Origin of the sequence: Acinetobacter sp. YH16051, assembly GCF_013417135.1 — a bacterium.
GTDB lineage: Bacteria > Pseudomonadota > Gammaproteobacteria > Pseudomonadales > Moraxellaceae > Acinetobacter > Acinetobacter towneri.
The window spans coordinates 110,072-135,815 of the sequence record NZ_VPEN01000002.1 but is presented as its reverse complement, the minus strand read 5'-3'; the positions used below and the strand labels follow the sequence as shown (position 1 = coordinate 135,815).

General features: G+C 39.5%; 18 protein-coding genes. 7 read left to right on the top strand and 11 right to left on the bottom strand.

The genetic code is table 11. The features are described from left to right. Positions 1-163: 163 nt before the first annotated feature. From FTV41_RS02445 to pilG, 4 genes are read right to left on the bottom strand one after another with little or no spacing between them, the layout of a single operon-like run. Entirely contained in the window at positions 164-2,239 is a 2,076-nt protein-coding gene (locus FTV41_RS02445) for a methyl-accepting chemotaxis protein (RefSeq protein WP_179988579.1), read from the bottom strand. 46 nt (positions 2,240-2,285) lie between these two features. After that, complete coding sequence (locus FTV41_RS02440; protein ID WP_004975527.1) at positions 2,286-2,822, bottom strand: chemotaxis protein CheW; 537 nt, start codon at positions 2,820-2,822, stop codon at positions 2,286-2,288. Positions 2,823-2,825: 3 nt separating this feature from the next. Further along, positions 2,826-3,194, bottom strand: coding sequence for a PleD family two-component system response regulator (locus FTV41_RS02435; RefSeq protein WP_004975526.1), 369 nt, complete (start codon positions 3,192-3,194; stop codon positions 2,826-2,828). A 32-nt stretch (positions 3,195-3,226) separates the two neighbouring features. Further along, positions 3,227-3,610: a twitching motility response regulator PilG gene (gene pilG / locus FTV41_RS02430; protein WP_004975524.1), complete on the bottom strand. Its 384-nt coding sequence runs from the start codon at positions 3,608-3,610 to the stop codon at positions 3,227-3,229. Positions 3,611-3,885: 275 nt separating this feature from the next. Here pilG and FTV41_RS02425 point away from each other — a divergent pair, with 275 nt between their 5' ends. From FTV41_RS02425 to FTV41_RS02410, 4 genes are all read left to right on the top strand, one after another. Further along, positions 3,886-4,530 (top strand): hypothetical protein, encoded by a 645-nt coding sequence (locus FTV41_RS02425; RefSeq protein WP_154320463.1) that lies wholly within the window; start codon positions 3,886-3,888, stop codon positions 4,528-4,530. A 49-nt stretch (positions 4,531-4,579) separates the two neighbouring features. After that, positions 4,580-5,713 (top strand): efflux RND transporter periplasmic adaptor subunit, encoded by a 1,134-nt coding sequence (locus FTV41_RS02420; protein WP_179996052.1) that lies wholly within the window; start codon positions 4,580-4,582, stop codon positions 5,711-5,713. A gap of 63 nt (positions 5,714-5,776) precedes the next feature. Further along, positions 5,777-8,881, top strand: coding sequence for an efflux RND transporter permease subunit (locus FTV41_RS02415; protein ID WP_179996051.1), 3,105 nt, complete (start codon positions 5,777-5,779; stop codon positions 8,879-8,881). Between the two features lie 123 nt (positions 8,882-9,004). Next, positions 9,005-10,720: a proline--tRNA ligase gene (locus FTV41_RS02410; RefSeq protein ID WP_179996050.1), complete on the top strand. Its 1,716-nt coding sequence runs from the start codon at positions 9,005-9,007 to the stop codon at positions 10,718-10,720. A 58-nt stretch (positions 10,721-10,778) separates the two neighbouring features. Here FTV41_RS02410 and FTV41_RS02405 read toward each other — a convergent pair whose 3' ends face one another. The 6 genes from FTV41_RS02405 to apbC all read right to left on the bottom strand — a co-directional run bounded on the left by FTV41_RS02405 (position 10,779) and on the right by apbC (position 19,549). Further along, complete coding sequence (locus FTV41_RS02405) at positions 10,779-12,185, bottom strand: hypothetical protein (protein WP_179996049.1); 1,407 nt, start codon at positions 12,183-12,185, stop codon at positions 10,779-10,781. A gap of 14 nt (positions 12,186-12,199) precedes the next feature. Beyond that, positions 12,200-14,446: a DUF6160 family protein gene (locus FTV41_RS02400; protein WP_179996048.1), complete on the bottom strand. Its 2,247-nt coding sequence runs from the start codon at positions 14,444-14,446 to the stop codon at positions 12,200-12,202. Positions 14,447-14,479: 33 nt separating this feature from the next. Then, the gene (locus tag FTV41_RS02395) at positions 14,480-15,196 is read right to left on the bottom strand and encodes a hypothetical protein (RefSeq protein ID WP_004975509.1); all 717 of its coding nucleotides are present in this window, start codon (positions 15,194-15,196) and stop codon (positions 14,480-14,482) included. A 13-nt stretch (positions 15,197-15,209) separates the two neighbouring features. Further along, positions 15,210-17,282 carry a hypothetical protein gene (locus tag FTV41_RS02390; RefSeq protein WP_179996047.1) on the bottom strand — a complete coding sequence of 691 codons (2,073 nt, stop codon included), beginning with the start codon at positions 17,280-17,282 and terminating at the stop codon, positions 15,210-15,212. Positions 17,283-17,524: 242 nt separating this feature from the next. Next, positions 17,525-18,094 carry a dCTP deaminase gene (gene dcd, locus FTV41_RS02385; protein WP_004975507.1) on the bottom strand — a complete coding sequence of 190 codons (570 nt, stop codon included), beginning with the start codon at positions 18,092-18,094 and terminating at the stop codon, positions 17,525-17,527. A 201-nt stretch (positions 18,095-18,295) separates the two neighbouring features. After that, a complete protein-coding gene (gene apbC, locus FTV41_RS02380; protein ID WP_179996046.1) occupies positions 18,296-19,549 on the bottom strand; it encodes an iron-sulfur cluster carrier protein ApbC in 1,254 nt (417 codons plus the stop codon). 278 nt (positions 19,550-19,827) lie between these two features. Between apbC and metG the strand changes: the two genes are divergently transcribed. Next, positions 19,828-21,885 (top strand): methionine--tRNA ligase, encoded by a 2,058-nt coding sequence (metG, locus tag FTV41_RS02375; protein WP_179996045.1) that lies wholly within the window; start codon positions 19,828-19,830, stop codon positions 21,883-21,885. 179 nt (positions 21,886-22,064) lie between these two features. Further along, a complete protein-coding gene (locus FTV41_RS02370; protein ID WP_257221897.1) occupies positions 22,065-22,763 on the top strand; it encodes a putative phage abortive infection protein in 699 nt (232 codons plus the stop codon). Between the two features lie 287 nt (positions 22,764-23,050). Here FTV41_RS02370 and FTV41_RS02365 read toward each other — a convergent pair whose 3' ends face one another. After that, complete coding sequence (locus tag FTV41_RS02365) at positions 23,051-23,674, bottom strand: LysE family translocator (protein ID WP_096901823.1); 624 nt, start codon at positions 23,672-23,674, stop codon at positions 23,051-23,053. 357 nt (positions 23,675-24,031) lie between these two features. On the opposite strand from FTV41_RS02365, the gene FTV41_RS02360 reads away from it, so the two are divergent. Further along, complete coding sequence (locus FTV41_RS02360) at positions 24,032-25,654, top strand: oleate hydratase (protein WP_087545413.1); 1,623 nt, start codon at positions 24,032-24,034, stop codon at positions 25,652-25,654. Positions 25,655-25,744: the final 90 nt, after the last annotated feature.

The following is a 25,744-nucleotide window of genomic DNA, read 5'->3' as shown; positions in this document are numbered from 1 at the left end:
GGCTTCTTACGTTTTCAGCACCAAAAGGCACTTCAACTTAATTGTAACCATCCTGAATGCCCCTAACCCAAAAGTTAAGTTCATCTTTGCGATGCTTTATCTCTGAATGATGGTGTACCCATAACTGTGTATAGGTACACCTTTCCCCAAGCTGGAATCCCGCTTATTCAGGTAGTTTAAAGTCAGTTACAGATTCACGTAATGATTCTGCCATGTTGGCCAACTCAGATACCGAACGTGCAGTATCGAAAGTTGCACTGGTCGTTTGCGAGGTAATTTCCTGTACAACGTTCATCGTGGTTGCAATGTGACCTGCAGAAGCAGACTGAAGTTTTGCAGCATCCGAAATGTTAGAAATCAATTTCGCAAGGTTGGTCGATACCGTTTGAATTTCATCCAGTGCAACACCCGCATCTTTAGATAAGTTCGCACCACGCACAACTTCTGATGTGGTTTGTTCCATCGAAATTACGGCTTCGTTGGTATCGGTCTGAATGGTTTTAACCAGTGTTTCAATCTGCTTGGTTGCAGATGCTGAACGTTCCGCTAGACGCTGTACCTCGTCGGCTACGACTGCGAAACCACGACCTGCTTCACCCGCCATAGACGCCTGAATTGCTGCGTTTAATGCCAAAATGTTAGTTTGGTCGGCAATATCGTTAATCAAGGCAACGATGTTACCAATCTCTTGTGAAGATTCACCCAAACGCTTAATACGCTTAGAGGTTTCTTGAATCTGCTCACGAATGATATCCATACCTTCAATTGAACGGTTTACAACGTCTGCACCATTCGATGCAATATGTACTGAACGTTCTGCTACCGCTGCTGATTCTTCAGCGTTGGCAGATACTTGGTCAATTGACATTGCCATTTCGTTAATTGCGGCAGATGCACCTGCAATTTCTTGCGCCTGATGCTCAGATGCTTCAGCAAGCTGGTTGGTAATGTTCTGTGTGGTTGCCGTATATTGTGCAACTTCGTGCGATGTTTCGTGAATACGCGATACAAGGTCACGTAATTGGTCAATTGCGAAGTTAATCGAGTCGGCAATGGCACCCGTGAAGTCTTCCGATACTGTTGCGTATGAACGTAAGTCACCATCCGCAAGGTCGGCAATCTCATCAAGTAAACGTAAAATCGCGTTCTGGTTACGGTCATATTCATCTTGTAGACGAACCACGCGAGTTTTATCGGCTTCACCACGTAAGTTCAAGAGTTTGAATACACAGAATAAGAACGCAAGTAATGCTGCAATTAAGCCAATTGCAGGAATTGCAATAGACCAACCTGAACCGCTAGACAATTTATTTAAATTGGTTAAAAGCTTATCTGACTGATCAAAAATAGAAGATGATGCCTGACGTACTTTTACAATTTGTGTTGAGTTATTTAAAACTGTTGCAGCAGCAGATTTCAATACATCTTCATATTCTGCTTGAATACCTTCTAATGAACTACGTAAATCTTCTTGAGTAATACGTTGTACACCAAGTTCCGCACTACCATTTAACTGTGCTGCCAAGTAAGCACCAAACGTTTCGGTATCGGCACTAAAGTCATCTGCAGATTCACGTGAACTGTCTGTACCTGTTAATACAGAACTGATTGAACGTAAAATACGTTCTGCAATGAATACTTGGTTCTTTGCAATAACCACCTGGCTACTTGGCATGTCTTGACGTGCCATTTGGTCAACCATCAAGTTATATTCAGCCTGAATACCCGGAATGGTTTCACCAATTGCAATGTTGGTGTCATAGAGTTGGTTAATGATTTTTTGTTGCGAAGCAATCAAATCAATATTTTCAGAAACCGATTTCCACTGTGTTTCCACTTCACGCAGTGTATCTGTGCTGGCATGAATATCCTTCACTGTTTCTAAGTGAGCAGCAAAGGCTTTTTGTGAATCTGTTAAGTTTTTAATAGATTCAGGCGTACCTGATGCAGTCGCTTCGGTTGCTTGACGTGAAATGGTTTGTGACAACAGACGTAAATCACCCAAACTACGGGTAAAATCGTTATTACGCGGCACGCTATAAAAAAGGTATAACAACAGGAAAAGCGATAAGATGATACAAAAAGCTGCGCCTAAAATAAGTGGCTTAGATTTTTCTGTTTCGCCAAATACACTCGCAAACTCTTCTGTTCGCGCCTGTAATTTTGCAAAAAAACCTGGACCACTTGCTTTACGGACGGTTTCTTCGCCTGAATTTTTCTTTTTAAGTTTAAAGCCCATGCAGCTTCTCCCCGATTGACGCCTTCATTTTTTAGGTGCGCGACAGTTAATTTATAAATTTTATAGATGCGTTCATGTATTTTGGGTTTTGCAATAAACGACTAAATAAGAAAACATGCCATTGTTGGTTATGTTGGTGAAAATACCCCTGACAATATTCTTGTAAATTACTATCTAAATCATTGTGTTTAGAAAAGAAACTTTTCTTATTAAAGTGCTGTATACCCAAAACTTGATCTACAACTAAACCGACATAATGGTCATTATGACTAATACACATTACTTTTTGAGTAGGTGAATATTGGCTGCTTTGCCCAGAAACATAATGTGCCAAATCTGAAACTGAAAGTAATCTTCCGCGAATATTCGCTAAACCTACTACCCAAGGTTGGGTATTTGGCACTGGCGTATATTTCGGTGGATAAATAACCTCAGAAACTTCTCCTAATGGAGCAACGAAATATTGCCCCATCATCTCAAAAGCAATGCCTGACCAGCGGTTTACCTCATTTTCGGTACTAACGTAGTTTTTGTTTCCACGTTTAGATAACCGAAGCAATTCAATAAAACCATTTGCAGCCATAGCTTATCCTGCATTAAGGTGTTGATTAATCACATCAATTAATTGTTTTTCGTCAACAGGCTTAGTTAAGTAATCGCTTGCACCTTGGCGTTTTCCCCAAACACGATCAGTTGCCTGATCTTTGGTACTCACAATTACAATTGGAATGTGTTTGGTGGTGTCACCACGCGAAATTTGACGTGTTGCCTGAAAGCCATTCACGCCTGGCATAACCACATCCATTAATACTAAATCTGGTAATTCAGCTTGCGCCATGGTCACGCCATCTGCACCATTCGCTGCTTCAATGACTTCAAAACCATGCTTGGTCAAGATTTCTCTGAAGCGGAATGTTTCTGTAGGTGAATCATCTACAATAAGAATACGAGCCATTATTTTCCCCAATAAATCTAACTAACTAATAATTATGCTGTCACGTGGTTACGAATGGCGTTTAATAATTCATCTTTACTAAATGGTTTAGTCAGATACTCATCAGAACCTACTACACGTCCTTTGGCTTGGTCAAATAAACCATCTTTACTTGATAGCATAATGACAGGAATGTTTTGGTAGTTTTGCGAGTTTTTAATTAAGGCACACGTTTGGTAACCATCTAGGCGTGGCATCATAATATCTACGAATACGATATCTGGATTTGATTCGGCAATTTTGGATAAAGCTTCAAATCCATCAACTGCGGTAACCACTTCACAACCTTCACGCTGCAGAAGTGTTTCAGCTGTACGGCGAATGGTTTTTGAATCATCAATCACCATGACTTTTAGATTTTGGAATTTATCGTCCATTCAATGACCCTTCCCATTTTTGTTTGTACAAGCAACTGAGTAGAAAAATCTTACACATTGATCGTATTTTTAACATATCTTTACTTGTAGTTTCAATGAACATATTTAGTGTAAATCTACACTTTTACACCATTATCACCAAACCGCTCACACTTTCTTGTGACCATTGATATTTTTTATCGGTTGTATTTTTTTAATTCCTAATTTTGATCTAATATAACACTATTATTACGTGTAATTTAAGTAATTTAGTCAACTTTATTGTGGGGGACAACGTGAGCACTTTTTTTGCAAAATCACTCGCTGTCAAATTAAAACAAAATAAGCAGTCACTTAAATTGGGCATGCTTGCTTTACTGCTCTTGTCCTCTGCCCCACTCATGGCTGACAGCCAGAACAAAGCGGTGTGGTATCGCTATTATGATCAACATGGCGTTGCAAATATTAGTAGTAATGTGACACCTAATCATATTCGTCATGGCTATGAAGCATTAGACCGTAACATGCAAGTGATTCAGCGCGCACGTCCATACAACACTGAAATGGATATTAAAAAAGCCCCACAACGTGCTGCTCAAGCGTATCAAATGGAATCTGATCAGCGTTTAAAAAAAGCCTATACCAATAGTCAAACTGCAATCACCAAACGTAATAACGCTTTAGCGCATATTAAAAAGCAAATTATTTTCCAACAAGAACAACTCAAACAGTTGCAAAACGACCGTATTACTTTTAAACGTCAAGAAATGGAATATTTACGCAAGGTCAAACCTGTGCCTGCACAACTAAAAACCAATTTGGACAATAACTTAAAAAACATCGAGCTTAAAAAAGATATGATTCAATCTTTACAAACAAGCTATCGAAATACACAAGCAGAATACGACAGAATTATTACTCGCTTAAAAGCACTTGAATAGTTGATTTGAATTACCTTGTCATTTTGGCAATCAATAAGGACAAATATGCATGCACATTGCACAGCGTATCGCAGTTAGGTTTAATCGGCAGCATTTACCCATTTTTCGTATCGGTGCAATCGGTTTATGTATTTTGCTGAGTGCCTGCCAAAAAACAGAAACTGAAAATAAAACAACAGTATCAGAAAAAATTGAACTCATTCAGCAAGATTTAGTGACACCACAACAAGGCAGCGCAATCAGTAAAACTGCCTTTACAGGCACAGTGCGTGCTGTGAATCAAAGCAGTATTCAAGCACAGGTGACTGCCACAGCAACTTCAGTCTATGTCAAAGTGGGCGATAGCGTACAACGTGGTCAAACCTTGCTACGCTTAAATAATCAGGATAATGCTGCGCGTTTAGCACAAGCTCGCGCCAATTTAGCTGCAACGCAAGCGCAAGCCAACCAAGCCCACAACATGATGCAACGAAAAAAACGTTTGCTCGATCAGGGTTTTATTTCACAAGTGGAATATGAGCAAAGTCAGTTAGATTATCGTGCGCAAATGGAAAATGTACGCGCCCAACAAGCCAATGTCGATATTACACTAAAAGCCGATCAGGATGGCACGATTACCAGTCCAATTCACGGTGTCATTACCCAACGTCAGGTTGAGCCTGGGCAAACTGTGGCTGCAGGACAAACCTTATTTGAAGTCGTCGATCCGAACCAATTAGAAATTCAAGCCAAATTACCAAGCGACTTACAAGCCGCACTCAAAATTGGTCAAAAAATTGAATATCAACTCCAAGGACAAGCAAACACATTTAATGCACAAATTAGCCGCGTTTCCCCAGTGGCAGATTTAGCCAGTCGTCAAATTGAATTTTTTGCGACCCCGCTTGAGCGTCTTCCCTCTTTAAGTATTGGGGCATTTGTGGATGGTTATATTTTAGCGAACACGACAATTTCAGGGCAAATCATCCCACTCAATACCATTCACGATATCCAAAACAAACCTTATGTTTGGGTGATTCGAGATCAAAAAATTGCCCGCGTGGATATCACAGTTTTAGAACAGCGCTATAGTGACAATACTGCTGTGATTCAAGGCTTACAGAGCAGTGATCTAGTCAGTCGAGTGGTGTTCAACCCCGATCAAATTCAGCAGCAGGTGATCATTCAAAATAACCCTCAATAAATTGAATTTCATCTCAATGCAGTAGTGCAGATGTCCAATAAATAAAAAATCAGGATCGTTGTTATGTGGTTTACCCGAGTTAGCGTCAAGTATCCCGTTTTTACCATCATGATGATGTTTTGTCTAATGGTGCTTGGCTTGGCTTCATGGCAACGTATGGGCGTGGAAGAATTTCCTGACGTCGATTTTCCGTTTGTAGTGGTTTATACCAGTTATCCGGGTGCATCACCTGAAACAGTTGAATCTGAAATCACCAAGAAAATGGAAGATCAGATCAACACCATTTCTGGACTCAAACAACTGGTTTCACAATCCAGTGAAGGGCTATCTACTATTATTGCCGAGTTTAATTTAGATGTTCCTTCGGCAGTGGCGGCACAAGATGTACGCGATAAAATTTCGTCTGTCAGTGCAGGCTTTCGAGATGAAATTCAAGACCCAGTGGTGGAGCGCTACGACCCAACTGCCAATGCAGTCATGTCGATTGTGTTTGAATCCTCACAAATGTCTTTGCGTGATTTAAGTTCCTATTTAGATCAACAAGTTGTACCGCAACTGCGCACTGTGTCTGGTGTCGGAACTGTTAATTTATTGGGTGATGCACAGCGACAAATTCGGATTGAGGTAGATCCACAAAAGTTAATGAGTTTTGGCTTAGGTGTAGATCAGGTCATCAACACGCTCAAAGCTGAAAATATTGAAGTACCTGGCGGCACACTCAAACAAGCCAATAGTGAATTGGTGGTCGAAATCCAATCCAAAGTCATTCATCCTCTGGCTTTTGGCGATTTAATTATTGCCAATAAAAATGGTGCGCCAATCTTTTTAAAACAAGTTGCCACAATTCAAGACAGTCAGGCAGAGCTGGAAACCAGTGCATTTTTAAATGGGCAAACTGCGGTTGCTGTCGATATCTTGCGTAGTTCAGACTCTAATGTCATTGAAGTGGTAGATAACACTTATAAAACCTTAGAACGTATTCAAACCCAACTGCCTGCTGGCATGACTGCAAAAGTCGTGGTGGATTCTTCTAAAGGGATTCGTGGCAGTATCCGTGATGTAGCACGTACCATTATTGAAGGTGCGATTCTGGCAGTCCTGATTGTACTGTTGTTTCTTGGTTCATTCCGTTCTACCGCTATTACAGGATTGACCCTGCCAATCGCCCTACTCGGCACACTCACCTTTATTTGGGCATTTGGCTTTACCATCAACATGATGACCTTACTGGCGCTCTCGCTCAGTATTGGCTTATTGATTGATGATGCAATTGTGGTACGTGAAAATATCGTGCGTCATGCAGATATGGGTAAAGACCATGTCACGGCTGCTTTGGATGGTACTAAAGAAATTGGCTTGGCGGTTTTAGCAACTACCCTGACCATTGTGGCTGTATTTTTACCTGTGGCATTTATGGGCGGGATTATCGGACGCTTTTTCTATCAATTTGGTGTCACCGTCAGTACTGCCGTACTGATTTCCATGTTTGTCAGTTTTACGCTGGATCCAATGCTTTCTGCACACTGGGCAGAAAAAGCAAATCCGAATAAAAAACCTGGACGGTTAAAACGCTTCTTAAACTGGATTTCTAACAAACTCGACAATTTAAGCCATCATTATGAAAAACTTTTAAAATTAGCACTACGATTTCGCGTTATTACCTTATTGATTGCAGTGGGCTCATTATTTGCAGCACTCGGATTATCCAAACTGATTGGTACGGAGTTTGTACCTGTACCCGACAAAGGTGAGATTCGGATTAAATTTGAAACACCTGTAGATGCCTCGCTTGAATATTCACAAGCAAAATTAAAACAAGTAGATCAAATCATCCGTCAACACCCTGAAGTACGTGCGACTTACGGAGCCATTAACAGCGTGACAGATCGCGGGAAAAATCATGTTAACTTGCGTGTAACTGTCAGCCCGCGTAATGAACGTCAACAAACGCTGACCGAACTCAATAACGAATTTCGCCAGCGTCTACAAAGTATTGCAGGCATCACCATTACCTCTGTCGCATCTGCCGATGAAACGGTTTCTGGTGGGCAAAAACCTGTGATGGTGTCTATTAAAGGCCCTGATTTAGCAGAATTACAAAAAATCTCTGACCGCTTTATGACCGAAATTGCTCAGGTGAATGGTATTGTCGATTTAGAAAGCTCGCTAAAAGCTCCTAAACCTACATTAGGTGTTCATATTAACCGTATCCTTGCCAGCGATTTAGGGCTATCGGTGAATCAAATTGCCAATATTATCCGCCCACTCATTGCGGGGGATGATGTCACCACTTGGCAAGATGAACGTGGCGAAACCTACGATGTCAATGTTCGCCTTACAGAAAACCATCGTAGCTTGCCGAGCGATGTGCAAAATATGTATTTAACTTCAAAAAAAACTGATGCCAATGGACAAAATATTTTAGTGCCTTTGGCAAGTGTGGCGAAGTTTGAGGAAAGTTTAGGTGCAGCACAAATTAACCGTCGTGATTTAGCCCGTGAAGTTTTGGTCGAAGCCAATACTGCTGGACGTCCTGCAGGTGACATTGGTGTCGACATTCAAAAAATTCAGGATAACTTTAAATTACCCGCAGGTTATAGCTTCGACACTCAAGGCGCCAATGCTGACATGGCTGAATCTGCAGGTTATGCGCTGACTGCAATTACCCTATCTATTGTGTTTATTTATATCGTTTTAGGTTCACAATTCAACAGTTTCATTCACCCCGCAGCAATTATGGCTTCCCTACCTTTATCGTTGATTGGAGTATTCTTGGCACTGTTTATTTTTAACTCGACCATGAACCTGTTTTCTATTATCGGTATTATTATGCTGATGGGATTGGTCACCAAAAATGCGATTTTACTAATTGATTTTATTAAAAAAGCCATGGATCAGGGCGATTCACGTTATGATGCAATTATAGCTGCAGGGAAAACCCGTTTACGCCCTATTTTAATGACCACCAGTGCAATGGTGATGGGGATGGTGCCACTCGCACTTGGCTTGGGTGAAGGCGGCGAACAAAGTGCGCCTATGGCACACGCAGTCATTGGCGGTGTAATTACATCCACCCTACTCACCTTGGTGGTCGTACCTGTCATTTTCACTTACTTAGATGATTTTAAGAATTTTATGTTACGCCAAACACGTAAACTCATTTCTTAAAATCTCACGCAAAGTCACACAATCGTTCGGGCTAAATTTTAACGCAAGTTTAGCCCGATTTTTATTGTATAATCTGGCTTTGAAAAAACTCCATTTAACGCTTCACTTTTTAGGACAGTTTCCATGCGCGCGAGTCGCTTTTTATTTGCTACGTTAAGAGAAACCCCAAACGATGCCGAGGTGATTTCTCACCAGCTGATGTTACGTGCGGGTATGATTCGTAAATTGGCTTCAGGTTTATATACTTGGCTGCCAATGGGTGTGCGTGTGCTAAATAAAGTTGAAGCCATTGTTCGTGAAGAAATGAACCGCGCAGGTGCTTTAGAAACCTTTATGCCTGTCACTCAGCCTGCTTCACTTTGGGAAGAATCAGGTCGTTATGTGCAATACGGTCCTGAATTACTACGCTTTAAAGATCGCCACGACAATCCTTTTGTACTTGGCCCAACACATGAAGAAGTCATTACCGATTTGGCACGTAATGAATTAAAAAGCTATAAGCAATTGCCAATCAACTTCTATCAAATTCAAACTAAATTCCGTGACGAAATTCGCCCACGTTTTGGGGTAATGCGTTCACGCGAATTTATTATGAAAGATGCTTATTCTTTCCATACCGATCAAGCTTCTTTACAAGAAACCTATGATGTAATGTACGACACCTACTGCCGTATTTTCTCGCGCTTAGGTTTAGACTTCCGCCCAGTACAAGCAGATACAGGTTCTATTGGTGGTTCTGGTTCACATGAATTCCACGTTCTGGCTTCAAGCGGTGAAGATGATATCGCCTTCTCTACCGAATCTGATTATGCAGCCAATATTGAAATGGCTGAAGCTATTTTGGTGGGTGAACGTGCTGCTGCAACCCAAGAACTCAACATTGTGGATACACCAAACCAAAAAACCATTGCGGAAGTTTCTGCATTTTTAGGCACAAATAGTAACCAATCAGTCAAAGCGCTCTTGGTTCAAGGTGTTGCAGATGAAACAGGTCAAGTGCCTGTGATTGCATTATTCCTGCGCGGTGACCATGAACTCAACGAAATTAAAGCAGAAAAGCATCCACAGATTGCTGCACCACTTACTTTTGCAACCGATGCACAAATTGCAGCTTTAGGTTTAACTGCTGGCTTTGTTGGTCCACAAGGTTTGGTTGAAAAAGGCATAACAGTGATTGTAGACCGTGCTGCATCAGTACTGTCTGACTTCGTTGCAGGTGCAAACCAAGTTGATCAACACGCAACAGGTGTGAACTGGGAACGCGATGCACAATATACTGAAGTTTACGATTTACGTAACGTCGTTGAGGGCGATCCATCTCCAGATGGTCAAGGAACTCTACAAATTAAACGCGGTATTGAAGTCGGTCATATCTTCCAGCTTGGTACTAAATACTCTGAAGCGCTGGGCTGCAAAGTATTAGGTGAAGATGGCAAACCGTTTACTGTTACCATGGGATGCTATGGGATTGGAGTCACACGTGTCGTTGCCTCTGCCATTGAACAAAATTTTGATGATAAAGGGATTATTTGGCCTGCAGCCATCGCACCATTTGAAATTGCGATTGTACCAATGAACGCACATAAATCACCTCGCACATTAGAAGCAGCAGAAGCACTTTATGCTGAACTTCAAGCTGCGGGTTATGATGTATTACTGGATGATCGTAATGAACGTCCTGGGGTGAAATTCTCTGACCTTGAGCTTACAGGTATTCCGCACCGTATTGTGATTGGTGAGAAAGGTTTAGATGCAGGTACTTTTGAATATAAAGGTCGTCGTGATGCTGAATCTAGCAACCTAACGAAAGAAGAATTACTCATCAAAATTGCCAAATAAGATTGAACACTGAGTATAAAAAATCCCGCACAAGTTGCGGGATTTTTTTCATTTGGAATTAACAGAATTTCATACCACCATAACAGTTAGGGGTAACATTTTGGTTTTGTAAAACCTGATTATTAAGTGTTAATCTGGCTGGTTGACCCGTGTAATATCCTGTGTAACTACCAACATCGATATTCATTTTACGCTCGATTGGTGTACCAGCCAATGAACCTAATGCTTCTAACAAACTTACATCTACATTATGCTTATCTTGCATTAACTCAGAAGTTAATGCTTTTGCGACCTGTGGTAGTACTGCAGAAACATCTACCAAATCCGCAGTTGCCAAATAACCTAATTGCACTGGTTCCTTAAACGACATCCACCAACCTTGTTGTGCAATATCTTTTTCATCTGCACCCATCCACTGCACTGGCTTGCTTTGTAAAGATAAATATCCACCTGTTCCTGTCAGAGGAATATTGTGAATCATATTTAGGGCTTGGACAAAAGTAATATCCATATTCAAATTTTCTAGTGTAGAACCCTTACTCATTTTAAAGAATGAGTGATCACCAACAGAACCAAACAATAAAGGAGGAAATGTGACATATAACTGGTCTTTTGAAAAGTCAGGTGTTCCATTTACATCACCAGCATATGTCCGAGACTCTGTTGCCGCTAGCGGAATAGAAGCTAATGTTGAACGGATACCCGTAACTATAGCGGACTCCATACGCTGACCAGTCACTACTGTTTCAGGCATCGTAAAATCAGCTCGCATCGATGGAACGGTAATCCCAGTATGTCCTTCTGCGCCAGGTTTACTTGTATAGACACGATCCTGCCCCAACGCAGTCAGTATCCCACTAATTTTTTGGTCAGAGGCATTACCAAATTTAGCTTCTTTAGTAAATGAATGCCCTTGCGTTTGTGCCATTTTCATATAACCACTGAAACTTTTAATCCCGTCATTTGGGTTTTGCACGTTATCTGTACCCAAAGTCAGTAAACCTAAAATTTCTTCAGCACCTAAGCGAAAACCAACCACTTCACGTGTTGACGCACTATTTCCACTAATCGCAAATTCAATAAATGGATTGGTAATTTGTGCACTGGTACCCGCACGTTCACCATTAAACTTTGGGTTACCTGTTGAATCATAGGATTCATTCAAACCACTTAACGAAATATTAGAAATATCAATATCACATCCCGCTTTACCACCAATCGCGTTATTTACACCGCCACAACCTAATTGTAGCGTTTTAATGTTGGCATTAAGCTCCATGAGTGCATCAACACTTAGTTTATAAAAATTTAACCCTTGCGATTGATCTGTCGCAGTCATCAGGTTCAAAAGTGCCTGACCTTGTACATGAGATAACTGATCATCATTTAAAGCCTGCATCGCTTGAGCAGAATTGAATGAAAAAGCTGTACTTAAAATAGATGCAACTAAAATTGTTTTTTTCATTTTATTTCTATCCTTTAGCGTGGCGTAATGCCCAATGTGCTGCGCATGGTTCCACCTGTAAGCACGACAGATGCGATTTTCTGCATATTGCCATTGGTAGACATTGCAAAGTCTGTTTTAAAGGGTTGAGCAATATCATTTTTAAAATTAAATTTAACTTGATTGTCTAAAGTGACCGTATCTGCACTGACGACGACTTTTCCTTTGACACCTAAATGACCTTCCATACGATTCAAGTTAATAGAAGACGTTTGAACAGTTTCATTATTCACTTGATCTTCATTAATTAAACTAAAATAACTACCTAAATTCTTCGGATCAGCCTGTTCTGTGCTATCTAGACTTCTAAACTTAAAGTTCGCATCAAAAGACAAAAAGTTCGAGTTCGGATTAGTATCGGTAGGATCCACTCCAGGAATTACCAACAATTCACCATTGCCATCTAATTTAAAAGCAATTGTGGTCAACACATCATCTTTCTTAGAGAAATTATCGTAAGGTACAAAGCCACCGCATTTAGTTGATCCTGTGACGCAGTTGTATTTCGAACCTGGTAATTGTCCAATCGCTAACTCTGCTTTTGCTGCAACTAATAAATGATCTGCACGAATATAAATCCCTTCATCTTCATAACCAATCACACCGTCGGACTGAATTAATGCATCAATATTTCTTAAACCAGCATAATAGTTGACAGCTTCACCAGCATGCAGGCTGTCTTGCCCGTCAATTAAGATAATAGAAGTGGTACTTGGTAAGCCTGTTTTTGAATCAATGCCATAACCTTCGGTAGAAACAATAGCGTTATAACCAATTCCAGTTTTGTTCGTTCCATCATAAGGTGACAGATATTGTTTACCCGACAAGGCCACATTGGCATTTAAATTATAAATTGGAATCCCAATACCCCAAGAACCACCATCTCCTATCAATTCATTTAAAGAGTTGTCAGAAATAATTCTAGCTTTGGCTGCAATAGACTGAAAGTCCATACCACGAACAGCGATCAGTGAGAACTGGTCACCTTCAAGCTTACTCGATAGCAACTGGTTTAAAATAGGACTGGTTGCACCAATGGTATTTTTAATATTTTCATTGACTAAAAAATTGAGGTTTTTCGCTTGTACGGTATTAATATAAATATCGCCAAAATCAATATAAGCATTTTTATTGTGCAAAGCACCTTGTGCATCACGTGTGGTTAGCGGTCTTAAATTCGAAAACTCAACCGCATAACTGCCTTTTCCTGTGTGCCCAATTTCTAAGGTTGTTGGTAATTGCCCTGCAGCCAAGCCTGCCGTATTTTGATTGGTAAAATCAGCAGATAAGCCCAAATGCAAACCACCTTGCCCCACCACAGTATCGTAGCCTGTAACTGCGGTATTTTTAGTTTCAATTACACCATTGACCTTATTCGAAACGTCAAAATTGGCAACATTTTTTTGATGCCCATTAAAAAACAATTTCGCATTGCTTACCGCACCTGATGCACCAAAACGAATTAAATTTTTATCATCATAACGCAAGTCAATATTGACCCCAGGGTTAGTTGCATTTTGTCGGCTACTAGCAACATCACTCAGGTCTTTCACTCGTCCAAGATTCACAAAATGGTCGGTGGTGCCATTTTTAGTGGTAAAGACCAATCCCTCATCGGCATCAATGTACATATAGCCGTCAGTCGCAAAATTAAAGTTAAAATCATGCATAGATAATTCATGCTTACCTAAACCATGACTAATTTTGGCATTCTGTAACTGGAAGTTTAAATGTGCCGTTTCATTTTGATTGAATAAACCTGCTTTGGTTTCTAATAAAACTTTTAAAGGTGATTTAGTTTCTAAGCCGAACTGACCCAAGCTTTGTGTTTCTTTAGTACAACTATTTCCGACACAGTTTTTTTTGACCAAGTTTAAATCTGCAGTCGATTGAAAAGCATCAATACTCGCATCGATACGCACACCTGCGCCAACATCAGTTTTCCCCACATCTAAAGCAAGCTTACTGATAATAGGCTGGTTATTCTGTCCTTTAATTTCTACATTATGTAAGCCTAAACCCTGTTGAGTTCCAGCCACTAAATCAGGATCATACCAATTGACTTGATTAATCGTGGCTTTAGACATTTCATGGGTGATTACAATACCATCTTGCCCACTTACATCAGACAAATGCTGGTCTGCAATCAGCTCTAAAGCATACACTTGTTGCGCACAAAGTACGCTCAATGTTAATAAATTCAACTGCATTATTTTTTTCATTGTTATTTCCCTATACTGTACTTAATCCTATATTCAACAACGACTTGCTGCTGAACCTGTACAGTTGTAGCTAAATATTTTCACATTGCCAGACATGTGCATATTGCCGTGAATATTTAAGCCCATAAATCCTTTTTCAGCGCCCTGATCAAACAAAGGTACATCTTGCTGAACTAAGTTATAACTACCATCTTGTTGATAATTTCTTCCTTGAAATTTGGTATATACCTCTGAATTTGCATAACCTTCATTTGCTCCCTGCCCTGTACCTGTTTCGATCGCCATGGTTGCAAAACCCAAATTTCTTATTTTTAATGGCTTATCATCATAAAACTTAAGCTGCATTGCCGTTTGTGGGTCATTTTTATGATTAATAATAGTCGTGCCATCTAAAGAAAATTTATCTATTTGTATGGTGCCCTGAATTTGTTTAAATACCAACCATTTTTTATTGCCGTTATTATCTTCATGGTTATTGGGTGCAATGGCTAAACGACAAAGCACATTATTGTCAGCACAATTTTTACTATAGCGATAATAAACTTCTGTAGGTTTAGTCCCACCATTAAATTTAGAAATATTGCTGAGTTCTAAATTTTCGGCATATTCATGGTTTAACGATAACGTCCAACTGAGGTCTGCTCCACCTTGACCAGTAGCCTGCGTTAATTCATGATTTTCCAGTGCAATTAAATTGGCATGGGTCAAAGGACTACACATCAATGCAATACAAGACAGTTTTTTCAACATGATGATTCTCCTTTTATAGACCTGTTGTTTTAAATTTAAGGTGCTGAATCAGCACACCATCTATTGCAACTGAACCTAGATTCTTAGCAGTACCATCTACACCCTTAAATACAACACCTGTGGCATCCGTATGATCTTTGGCACGCAACATATTATTTGGCAAGCGTTCTACAGTACCAATTGCAATACTACTATGCGTCGCATTACGTCCTTGATACATCGCAGCACTGTCATTGACATTGGCTTTTAGCGGTGTGCCACAACTCACCACATTACAGGTAGAACCTGTAAATGCTGTAGAACCTAAATACCCACCCTTTCCATCTTCATAATTTTGATAAATTTTATTGTAAATTTCAGGAACATTCGGAATACGTGTTACTTCTAGCACAATATTATTGCCCTCAGAACCAACCACAAAAGGCTGATACATATTCCCTAAAACTAAATTGATATTCGGACTGTATAAATACAAACCCTCTGTATCATGAAAAACTGGTGCCAATGAACCATCTATTGCTGGTGTGACCGCCGTTCCATCCAAAGTATCTGATTTCGCTGCTGTACTAATGCGGATCCCTTTACTGTCTAAGTTTGAATCTGTGAAACTTAAATTCGCAGGATTATCATTGGTATTTAAACGCAATACACTTGCCATACCCAAGGTTTGATGATGATTTGGGTTATCCGAGTCTAAAGTCTGAAATATTCGGGTCTGTGAACCATTTAGACTTAAACCATTGGCAACAAACTGAGTACGTAAACGGTGCTCTTTATCTAAACCAGATTTTGGCGCCCCAGTGCTTGGATCCACCTCTGCACTTGAGTTCAACTGACGTGAAAAAATATCAGTCCAAAAGCCCAGTTTAATATTATTATCACTTTCAGTTGGCGTAGTAGTTGCGAGTGGTGCCTCTAGTGCTAAATAACCAACATCTTTTTCTACATTTTTAAATTGTTTAACTTTTTCTGTGCCTGCACGGAATAACCATGGGTTATCTGCTGAACCCCAGTTAAAGCCTTGATTGCTATAACGACTGCTTAATGAGTTATCACTTTTAGATAAGGCTAAACCATAAATAAAGACATCTGCTTTGGTTCTTAATGATTGCACAGGAGAACCCGATGCAGCAATTGCCGCTGCCTGTTCAGCCGATTGTATAATTTGAGCATAAATTTCTGCCACAGCAGACTTGGCTGTATCTTCTGCAAGTTGACTCGCATTATATTTAGCCCGAATATCAGCCGATGCTGTTTCTTTGGTTATTTCAGCCTGTATTAATGTGGCTACTTGTGAACCAACTTGGTCTGCTCGAGTGAAGTTGCTAAGCCCTTTATAAAAATCAGAATTCAATAAATCATTATTAGCTTCTGCCGACCGACTCCCATATAAAAGATCAAGCATTTCATAAGTGTTTGTAATAGCATATTCTTTTGCTTTTTTCTCATTCACAAAAAAAGCATTCATATCATATGCTGTTGTCCCATCTTTTGCTAAACTAGCTCCAATCTTTCCCCAAGTACCATCCATATAATCCGCAAGACGCTGATTGTAATAATTCTTGAGCGTCTCATTATTAAAAAAACCTTCACGAACATCAAATGTAAATGTTTCTTTTTTCGCGTCAACATCAGCTTTAATATTTTTAGTATATTCTTGATACAAAGTTGAATATTGATTTGTATAGGTTTGTTCATAAGTTGAACGGTAAGTTTCGTTATATTTATGCTCAGCCTTACCTTTTAAAACACTTTGATTATAAGTATTGTTATAAACCGTATGGTATGCACTTTCTGCCAACTGCACATAATTCTCCCCCGTCGGGATAATACGAATAAAGCCCGTATCATATTGACTAGGGTTTTCTAAGCCACGTGTATAGCTCGACCCTGTAGATAGATCATTCGGTTGCTGAAACACCATTTTGAAGTCATCAAGGACTAAAGCAACCCCTTCGCCTGTGGTATTTGACAAAGAGTCATCGGAGAGTGCTTGTAAAGCATAACTCGGATTCGCCAAAAGTAAGCCTATCGCAGTGGCTAAGCAATGCTTACGAAAAGGGTAAGTAATTGCGTGTTCAGTCATCTCGACCTTCCTTTTATCTGATGCTCCGCATCTTTCTTTTATTTATCTATAGCTTGGCTATTTATTTGAGTGTTTTTATCCTTAAAAACGTGATTATGCCAAACCATTCTCATATTTAATTATGCTGAATATTTATGCAAATGCAAAACAAACTGGCTAAACAGCACAGCTTTCCGATGAATGAAAAAAAGCGAGCACATTGGCTCGCTTGTTCAACAGAAAAATTGTGATGGGTTAATCACTTATGCTTTAGGCAAGGTCACGCCCGTCTGCCCTTGATATTTACCACCACGGTCTTTGTACGAGGTTTCACAAACTTCATCTGATTCAAAGAACAGCATTTGTGCCACACCTTCACCCGCATAAATACGTGCAGGTAAGTTCGTGGTATTGGAAAACTCTAAAGTTACATGACCTTCCCACTCGGGTTCGAGTGGCGTGACATTCACAATAATACCGCAACGCGCATAGGTCGATTTACCTAAGCATACTGTCAATACATTGCGTGGAATACGGAAATATTCAACGGTACGCGCCAAGGCAAACGAGTTTGGCGGAATGATGCACACATCTGATTCAATATCGATAAAACTTTTTTCATCAAAGTTTTTTGGATCGACAATTGCTGAGTGAACATTGGTAAAGACTTTAAATTCACGTGCACAACGTACGTCATAACCATAGCTAGAAACACCATAAGAAATGAGTTTCTCGCCATTTTCGTCAAAGCGAACTTGGTTTTCTGCATACGGTTCAATCATGCCGTGTTTTTCGCTCATTTCGCGAATCCAACGATCAGACTTAATTGCCATTTATTTTCTATCCAAAATATGAATGTTTAAACTGTGCTGTACTTTAACTGAAAACCAGATTAATGAAAACTAGCTACTTTTAAAGCGCCAAGATAATTTAAATTTCCGCCATTTCCCATTTACAGGCACACTAATCCTAAGTAGCTTCTAGCTATTGAAATACTTATAAGGCAACAATAACTGTTATTTTTCAATTCGCACTTAAAAAATACGATTATGATCTTTTTCAGCTTTAGGCAGTTTTTTTGCTATCTGTTGGGCAATCGCAATATAACTGTCTGCAGCATCATCGCCAGCAATTACAGACGGTGTGCCTGCATCGACATTTTCACGAATACTAACATTTAAAGGCAAACGTCCTAGCAACGGAATGTCATATTGTTCTGCCAGTTTATCGCCACCGCCCTGACCAAAAATTTGCTCTTCATAGCCACAGTTTGAGCAGATATGCGTCGACATATTCTCAATTACGCCCATGACAGGGATTTGCACACGATTAAATAGTTCGATGCCTTTGACAGCATCCATTAAGGCAACATTTTGTGGTGTAGTCACAATCACCGCTCCCGTTACAGGAATACGCTGTGCAAGTGTCAATTGAATATCCCCCGTTCCTGGTGGCATATCAATCATCAACACATCTAAATCTGGCCATAAAGTTTGATTAAAGAGCTGCATTAATGCACCTGTGGCTTTTGGTCCACGCCACGCTACAGGTGTATTGTGGTCACCTGTTAAATGTCCGATGGATAACACAGGCATCCCAAAAGCATCCAACGGTACAAACTGCTCGGCTTCAATCATTGGGGTTCTGCCTGCATTGCCGAGCATGGTCGGAATACTTGGACCATAAATATCGGCATCCAATACGCCAACTTTTAAGCCGAGCTTTTGCAAAGCTAAAGCCAAATTTACTGTAGTGGTAGATTTTCCAACCCCGCCTTTGCCTGAAGATACCAAAATTACGTTTTGAATACGCGGATGTTTCGGCACATCACGTTGGTGTGGCGCAGCTTTTTGAATCGGTGGATTATTCGGATCGGCTTCTTGCATTGAACTTTGGCCCGCAGCATCGACCACCGGTGGTAAATGAGATGTTGCAGTCTGTGTGGTCGATGTTGCGCAGCTTTCATCTTCAGCATGTTGATGCCCACAACTTTCTTTTTTCTGTCCAGATTTCTGCTGAATCACATGCATATTCAGTTCTTTAATGCCGCATTTTTCTAAAGCATCTGCCAGTTCATCATGAATTTGTTGTAAATGTTGTTTTTCTTCAGGATAAGTATTGATGGTGATTTGCAGAATATCACCTTGCACATTCACTTGAGAAATACGATCTTTTAAAGCATGTTCAGATTCAGGCAATATATAACTTTGTAGCACGTGCTGAATAGCTTCCTCATTCACCGTATGCGAAGGTGAAAAAACTGATTTAAGTGAAGAAAGCCAAGACATAGATTTACTCCAAAGTTTGGAAATACCGCGATTTTGATAGTGTAACGATAATTCAGTATAAGGTTAAGTCGTGCTATCACTGAAATACTTAATTCTGAGTATATTGCTTGGTTTTTGACATGATTTATCTTCAAATGCAGACCAAGAGCTTGTTTCGATATTGTATTTAGCCTTCTAAGCGGATTTGAAAAGAATTCCTGGAATCCCTTGTGCATCTATGTGCTATCTAAGGTAAAATTGCCCGAATTGCATCGTCCCTATTTGAGAGAGTTATATCCGTGCGTCAAATTTTAGTCACTAACGCCCTACCATACGCCAATGGTCCGATCCATATGGGTCACTTACTCGGTTATATCCAGGCAGATATCTGGGTTCGCGCCATGCGTGCAATGGGACATGACGTGACTTATGTCTGTGCGGATGATGCGCATGGTACAGCAATCATGCTGCGTGCCGAAGCCAACGGGATTAGCCCTGAACAGCAAATTGCCAATGTGCAACAAGAACACATTCGCGATTTTGACGGTTTTGGCGTGCATTTTGATCATTATGATTCAACGCATAGCGACACCAACCGCGCACGTGCCAGCGAAATTTATGTCAAAAACCGTGATGCAGGCAATATTGCTGTCCGTCCCGTCACGCAATTATTTGACCCTGAAAAAGGCATGTTCTTATCAGATCGTTTTATTAAAGGCACTTGCCCAAAATGTAAAGCGGAAGATCAATACGGCGATTCTTGCGAAGTTTGCGGCACAACCTATAATGCGACTGAGCTGATTAATCCAAAATCGACTTTGAGCGGTGCGACGCCTGTAGAAAAATCATCAGATCATTACTTCTTTAAATTGCCTAATTTTGGTGAATACTTACAAAAATGGACACGCGATGAAGGTCGTTTGCCAGTTTCGATCGCCAACAAATTAGATGAATGGTTTGAAAATGGCTTGAATGACTGGGATATTTCACGTGATGCACCATATTTTGGTTTTGAAATTCCAGACGCACCAAATAAATATTTTTATGTATGGGTTGATGCACCAATTGGTTATATGTCGAGTTTTGAAAACTACGTAAAAACCAAACGCCCTGACCTAAATTTTGACGATTACTGGAAAAAAGATTCAGACAAAGAAGTCTATCACTTCATTGGTAAAGACATCGTATATTTCCACGCTTTATTCTGGCCTGCAATGTTAGATGGTGCGGGTTATCGCACGCCTACAGGTTTATTTGTAAATGGTTTCTTGACTGTAAATGGTCAAAAAATGTCGAAATCTCGCGGCACATTTATTAAAGCAGAAACGTATTTACAGCATTTAAATCCTGAATATTTACGCTATTACTTTGCATCAAAACTGTCTGATAAAGTTGAAGACTCTGACTTAAATCTGGATGATTTTGTGCAGAAAGTAAACTCTGATCTTGTGGGTAAAGTGGTAAATATTGCCAGCCGTTGTGCCAAATTCATCAACACCAAATTTGATAACAAATTAAGTGCAAACTGCGCTGAACCTGAGTTAGTACAAAGCTTTATTGCTGCAGGTGACTCGATTGCCAAAGCATACGAAGAGCGTGAATTCTCTGCGGCAATTCGTGAAATTATGGCGCTTGCTGACCGCGCCAACCAATATATTGATGAGAAAAAGCCTTGGGCTTTAGCCAAAATTGAAGGCGAAGAACAGCAAGTTCATGACGTATGTTCTGTAGGGATTAACCTATTCCGTCAATTGGCGATTTATCTTGCGCCTGTACTGCCAACCTTGGCTGAACAAGTTCAAGCCTTCTTACAGTTAGATAGCTTTAACTTTGAATCACGTAAAACTGTTTTAGTCGGTCATGAAATTGCGTTGTTCCAACCACTCATGCAACGTGTTGATCCGAAAGCGGTAGCTGCAATGGTAGATGCATCTAAAGATTCTTTAGCCGCACCTGTTGAAGCACCAAAAACGGAAAAGAAAAAAGAAAAAGCCAAAGAGAAAAAAGCAGAACCAAAAGTCGGTGAAGCGGAAATTATCACGATTGATGACTTTGTCAAAATTGATTTACGTGTTGCAGAAGTTTTAGAGGCTGCAACCGTTGAAGGTTCAGACAAACTGCTTCAATTAACTTTAAATGTAGGTGAAGCTGAGCCACGTAATGTGTTTAGTGGTATTCGTGAATTTTATCAACCAGAAGATTTAAAAGGCAAATTGGTGGTGATGGTGGCTAACCTTGCACCTCGTAAAATGCGTTTTGGTATTTCTAACGGTATGGTACTTGCTGCGGGTAATGGCGAAGGTGTTTGGGTGATTTCACCTGAATCTGGCGCAAAACCGGGTGATAAAGTGTCTTAATTTTTAGACACTGATAAAAAGCCCTGCTATATTTTAGTGGGGTTTTTTTATAGTTATAAATAATGAATAGATGGATAAAGTTTTTTTGCTTAGTTCTACCAATAGTCTTGATAATTATTAGTTTGCTAGCTACCTATTTTATTTTTACCAACAAAGCTTTTCAAATTGGAGTAACCTCCTTGATTGATCCAAATTTAGGAGCTTCTTTAGGTAATTTGTATGGAGGAGTTATAGGTACTCTCTTAAGTGCATCAAGCATATTCCTCTTGATTTATACAATTATTAATCAAAAAGATGAAGCACAGAAAAATAATTTAAAGTCTAATTTTTTTAAAATGATTGATTATCACAACCAACATTTGATAAATATTTCTTTACCCAATACCAATCCGCAACACCCACCAAAAGAAGGGAAAAAGGCTTTTGTAACCTTCAAAATTCAGTTCAAACGAATTTTAGAAACGATTCAAGAAATTTCTGTACAAGAAAATCTCCAACTCAATAAATCACAAATATTAGATATCTCATACGTTATTTTTTACTTTGGTATAGAGGGAAGTTGGACGACATTTATAGTAAATAAACTATCAAGGTATAATGGATTTAATGAAGAATTAGTTATTAAAATTCAGAAAAGGTTAATGGAAAAGGATTTTAGAGGCTGCTTATTGAAAACCAATCAAACTCATTTAAGCTCTTATTTTAGAAATATGTATAATGCTATAAAAATAGTAGATGAATCAACAATCCTAAGTGATTTTGAAAAATACGAGTTAATAAAAATTTACCGTGCTCAACTTTCAAACCCTGAGCTTTATATCCTTTTTTCAATGTTTTATCGCGTTTTGGAAAAAAATGGCTCCAAAATAATTTTATAAATAAATATGATTTTATTAAAAATATTCCATTTGAATATTGTGACGGATATGACCCTAAACATTACTTTCCATCTATCAAATTCGAAGAGGATGAATATTGATTTAAGTACTAACGCACAGAAAGGTGACATGGATGTAGCCTGTTCGTTAGGCACACGGACGTGCCCTCTAACGAACAAAGGATTTTTGTTACTTTTGATCCTTTAAAAGTAAGGCAAACATTTTAATTATTAGAATACCCTCATCCCAATCTTCTCCCAAAAGGCATAGGTATCTACACAAATAAATCACTTCATCCCAAAAATTAACTTTAATCCCAATACTGTCATGACCGCCCCTGCTGCACGGTCAAAAATAGCCTTAAACTTAATATAAGCCTGACGCGGTTTTTCTGCAGACAAAGCCACTGCAACCAATGAACACCAACCTGCATCAATAAAAAAACACAGAATTGGCAGCACCACATAAAAATAGTTCGGAATTTCTTTAGGCAACAAAGCCGTAAAAATACTCGCCAAGACAATTGCAATTTTAGGGTTAGATAACTGCGTAATTAAACCTGTAGTAAACGCACGGCGCAGTGACATTTGCTGTCCATGTGCAAGATTGGTTTGAATAGGCGCTTTGGCATGCTTCACAATTTTATAAGCCAAAAACAACAAATATAAACCACCACAAATTTTAAGCAGAAAATATGCTGAAGGCACTGCCAATAAAATAGCCTGCAACCCCATCACCGCCAATAAACCAAAAATTGCGGCACCCGTACCCGTGCCTAAAGCCGTAAATAAACCATGCTTACGTGAAATGGCTATCGAATTTTTTGCCACATAAATAAAGGTAGGCCCAGGACTAATTGCCCCCAACATTAATGCCAAAGCAATAGAGCCTAAAATCAATAATGATTCCAAGATAGACCTCAAGATTAGAATAATTTTCAATTATTTATTTTACTTAAAAAACAATAATAGAAGATATAATTTTTTTGATTTATGTTTATAAATTTAAGGATTTTTCAAGCAATTTGATATTTATTAAAAAAACCAAAAATAGAGTAAAAACTCAATTTAATTTCAATATCAAACAGTTAAAACATAGCATATGAACAGTAAAATTTTATTGTGCATCCTTTTTTTCTATTAAAGTTTTTTTCTGATAATAATTTATCATCGATTTTTAGCAGAACTTTCATATATTTTTAAAACATATAATCCCATAATAAAATTACGGCTTTAATTTTCTTTAGAACTACAAACGAGGCACATCAGATGCAAAATAAAAGACTGAAAACATTAGACCGCTCTAAATCACATCTTTGGATTGTAGGTGGAGGCATAGCTGGTATGGCTGCTGCTGCTTTTGCGATTCGTGATGCTAAAGTGCCAGCTGAACATATCCATATTTTAGAAGAATTGAATGTTTCTGGTGGTTCGATGGATGGTGGACATAATCCGCTTAATCCGAACCAAGCATGGGTCACACGTGGTGGACGTATGCTAACTGATGAGACTTATTTGTGTACTTGGGATTTATTTTCAAGCATCCCATCTTTAGAAAATCCAGACATTTCTGTTCGTGAAGAATGTCGTGAATTTAACGAACAAGTTAAAACCAATGCTCAAGCACGTTTGATCGACTCAAATCATATTATTGCAGAAGCTCAAAAATTGGGATTATCAACGCTCAACCGTGCTCAAATGTTACGTCTACTGGCATTAAAAGAAGATCGTATCGGTAGTCGCCGTATTGATGAATTTTTTGATGATGCATTTTTCCAAAGTAATTTTTGGCGGATGTGGCGAACCACGTTTGCCTTTCAAAAATGGCATAGCGCAGCGGAATTACGCCGTTATTTTCTACGTTTCATTCAAGAATTACCACGCATCCATACCTTAGCAGGTGTGAAACGAACTAAATACAATCAATATGATTCAATGATTCATCCTCTACAACGCTGGTTGGTGGAACAAGGCGTTGATGTTCGTTTCGGTAGTTATGTCACAGATGCAGACTTTGTCGAAGATGCCCAAACGAAGGAACGTAAGGCAACCCAACTTTATGTCAACATTCCAGAAGGCACTGAACAAATTCAACTGGGTGAGCATGATCTTGCGCTCTTTACTTTAGGTTCGATTACGGCTGATTCACGTTATGGCGATAAATTCGATGTTCCTGAGCTGATTCGTGATCGACAAGATCATGGCTGGCGTTTGTGGGAAACATTGGCTCAAAAAGCTCCTGATTTTGGTCGTCCAATGACCTTCTATGGCAACATTGATGAGCATAAATGGAAATCCTTTACGCTCACCATGCATGATGATGTGCTGCTAAAACGGATTATTGATTACACAGGAAATGAACCGGGTACAGGTGCACTCATGACTTGGTTTGAATCTGGTTGGCATCTATCTGTGGTCGTTCCAGCTCAACCGCATTTTGCTGACTTACCAGAAGGTAAATTCACCTTATGGGGTTATGGTTTTGAAATTGACCATATCGGCGATTACATTAAAAAACCGATGAGTGAAGCGACGGGTCAAGAAATTTTAATTGAGTTGATTCATCAACTTGGTTTCGATGACATTTTGGATCATGTGTTGGCACATACTGACATTACCACAGTAATGATGCCTTATGCCTCTGCCCTATTTGCATGTCGTAAAGCAGGTGATCGCCCATTGGTCATTCCAGAAAATGCAGTCAACTTTGCTTTCTTAGGTCAATTCGTAGAGCTTGAAGATGATGTGGTTTTCACTGTGGAATATTCCGTACGTTGTGCCATGATTGCCATTTATCAGCTCTTAGGTGTCGAACGTGAAATTCCAGAGATTTACAATGGTTTACTCGATCCTAAAGTTGGCTTAAATGCTTTGGAAGCAGTTTTTCATTAAATTTTAAAAAGCCATAGGGTAAATTGCTGCCCTATGGTTATTCAACTTACTTTGATAAAACGATCTTTGTACACGACAAAAAAAGATAAC